This window comes from Leptospira alexanderi serovar Manhao 3 str. L 60 (assembly GCF_000243815.2).
Lineage (GTDB): Bacteria > Spirochaetota > Leptospiria > Leptospirales > Leptospiraceae > Leptospira > Leptospira alexanderi.
Genome location: NZ_AHMT02000001.1, coordinates 15,001 through 17,500, shown reverse-complemented (window position 1 = coordinate 17,500; position 2,500 = coordinate 15,001). Strand labels below are relative to the sequence as shown.

The 2,500-nt window shown below is 39.3% G+C and carries 3 protein-coding genes (1 of these 3 cut by a window edge); all 3 read left to right on the top strand.

Annotation, left to right across the window (positions count from 1 at the left end):
• Positions 1 to 11 carry the final stretch of a ribosome small subunit-dependent GTPase A gene (gene rsgA, locus LEP1GSC062_RS00080; protein ID WP_020983060.1) on the top strand. Its footprint begins 946 nt before the window's first position, so 11 of the gene's 957 nt are visible here — the last part of the coding sequence; its start codon lies off the left edge, out of view; the stop codon is at positions 9 to 11.
• Entirely contained in the window at positions 8 to 1,327 is a 1,320-nt protein-coding gene (locus LEP1GSC062_RS00075; RefSeq protein ID WP_010577337.1) for a hypothetical protein, read from the top strand. The genes rsgA and LEP1GSC062_RS00075 overlap by 4 nt, the downstream gene beginning before the upstream one ends.
• 124 nt (positions 1,328 to 1,451) lie before the next feature.
• Positions 1,452 to 2,372 carry a FecR family protein gene (locus LEP1GSC062_RS00070; RefSeq protein ID WP_039940714.1) on the top strand — a complete coding sequence of 307 codons (921 nt, stop codon included), beginning with the start codon at positions 1,452 to 1,454 and terminating at the stop codon, positions 2,370 to 2,372.
• The last annotated feature ends 128 nt before the right edge of the window (positions 2,373 to 2,500 follow it).

Below are 2,500 nucleotides of genomic sequence, written 5' to 3'. Positions count from 1 at the left end.
TTTCAAAATGAAAGTAACTCACTCGTGTCTGGAATTCGATTCCATTGATGATCTCATAGATTTTACCAGGGAATTTGAAACTGGATCTATGATTCGTTTTCTTTCTCCGATTGAAGATAATTCGGGGAATGTTTTGGTAAAAGAAGAAGTGCAGATTAAGGAATCCACTCTTGCTCGTTTAAAGGATATCAAAGGGCAATATACTCCCAAGTTCGACGTGAAATTGAATAAGGAACTTGTGGAACAGATTCAGAACATTCTATCCGTAAAAATCGTGGATCAACTCAAAGATACGGATATGAGATTTCTGAAATTTATGTATGAAAACGCGGTTTATAATTATAAGGGAATCATTCGAAATTCCTTACTTTCCAAAAAGACGGTTTTGACTCTTTTAAAAGTTTATAAACAAAATTTAAACTTCTTCAAATACATCAGCGAATTGGGCCTTTTGACCCTTGGGATCGTAATGATTCCTGATACGATGAAGTTCAGACTTCTTCGAAGATATGCTTTCACTGCGGGAGTTCTTATGGACGTTCCTCGTATCGGAGTGGATCGGTTCATCAAATTGCCTTTCGATGACAATGAAAAAGTCAGAATCGCGCATAAGTGTTCTGATGTATTACAAAAACTTGATCTTATTGGATTTACATACGGTGCGATTTCCAGTCATATGCCGCTCGGAATGATGGACAATCCCGAGAAGCTGATTTCGATTGATAAGGGCGCGGAAAGTGAAAGTATAGACGAAACTTTTTTGGACGATATTGTTTCGAACGACGGCGAAAGCGATAGTAAGGAGGATCGTTCAAAAGAAGACGCGATTCCGGAAAAATCCTTCGATTTATTTCAAGCCTTACTAACCGACGCATTAAAACTAGCCCGTTATATCGCGAACGTCAGTCACAATGCTTCTGATAAAGACTATGTGATGGAGGAACTGGTTTACTACATCGCTTACAACACCTCCAAAAAATATTTTGACGAACTTCTTGCAAATCCTTTGGTTTCCACCTTCAAAGAGTTCGAAGTAAACGTTAAAAGACTGAGAAAAATTGCGGAAGTGGAAATGAAATGTGTTTATCCGCCTTCGGCTTGGGCGTACCCCAAACCGAAATCCAGCCAGGTCCTTTGTAAAAACAAAGTTTGGGATTGTCCAAATATCGTTATGGGTTGGGATATTCATGTAATTACGGCCCAAGAAGCCTTCGGTTGGGTCGGAACTAGTCTTCCTATTGATAACTATCCAAAATGCAAATTGGAAGAGGAATTGGATGTTATCATCACAGAACCGGAAAAGCCGAAAAAAAGTAAACTAACGTGAAGCGTTAGCGTTTTTTTACAAGAAATCACCCTATTTGTATGATATATTAGTTCTAAATCCTTGCAATTTTCCGCGGGGAAACATGTTATTTAAAAATGTAAGCTTTTTCGAGTTTGGGGGATCTATGAAACGTTATCTATTCATTGCAGTGATTTGCATGTTGTCGACGGTCTGTAGTACTAACAAATCATCCGGTAGCGATCAGGTAAAAACCGAATCTAATACTGCTGTAGCGAGAATTGTGTGGATTCTTGGAGATGTCAAAATTCTTTCCGATTCCGGAGAAAGAAAAGCGGAGTTGGGAGCTGTTCTTTCCTCTACCGATCGGATTGTGACCGGATCGAATGGGGGAGCCGAGATTATGGTTTCGGACAGTGGCGTTGTCAAAATGTCTAAAAATTCCAATATCGAAATTTCCACCCTTATGAATCCGAACGGGTTGGATACGAACGTTCAAGTGAACTACGGAAAAATCGTGACTATGGTAAAGAAAAATCAGAAAACTACCGAGTTTACCGTTTCCACACCGACTGCACTTGCAGGTGTTAGAGGAACTTCCTTTTTGACCTCCGTAGAAAGCCCGCAAGGATCCAAGATCAATTGTGCGAAAGAAAATTGCACCGTTCGTTTCGCGGTGATCGAAGGAACTATCGCGGTTTCTAAAAAGGGAGAATCTTCCGAAGTTATCCTGAACAAAAACCGGGAGCTTAGAATCGAAAAGAATCAAAAGCTTACGGATAAGTTGATTCGTTCTCTTCAAAGCGATTCTCTTACTGAAATGAAAGAGTTGATCGTTCTTCATAAAAATGAAACTTTCGAATATGGAAAACTCGTGGAAGAACTTAAATCTTCCAGTGAAGAACTCAAAATCTTGAGCCAGTCGGGTTCCGTAGAGGAAGTGAGGGCGGAGTTTCAAAAGCGCGAAGCAGATCGTAACAACGCCGACGAGGTTACGAAAATTGCTAAGGCGGTAAATGAAACCAAATATGTACAACAAGATGTACAAAAAGAAAAACTGAAATTAAATCCGAAAGAAAGCTTTTAAAATTTAAATAACCCTTGAACTGCGTTGCGTTCTTACAAACCGGGGAAGATTTTCCCCGGTTTTTTTATTTTAATCGAAAATCATCGAAAATTACGGATGATGGTTCTCTCGATTTTTTTATAATGGAT

Excerpts from the sequence above, each read along its gene's own strand:
- LEP1GSC062_RS00075 (WP_010577337.1), top strand. The coding sequence starts at position 8 with ATGAAAGTAACTCACTCGTGTCTGGAATTCGATTCCATTGATGATCTC.
- LEP1GSC062_RS00070 (WP_039940714.1), top strand. The coding sequence starts at position 1,452 with ATGAAACGTTATCTATTCATTGCAGTGATTTGCATGTTGTCGACGGTC.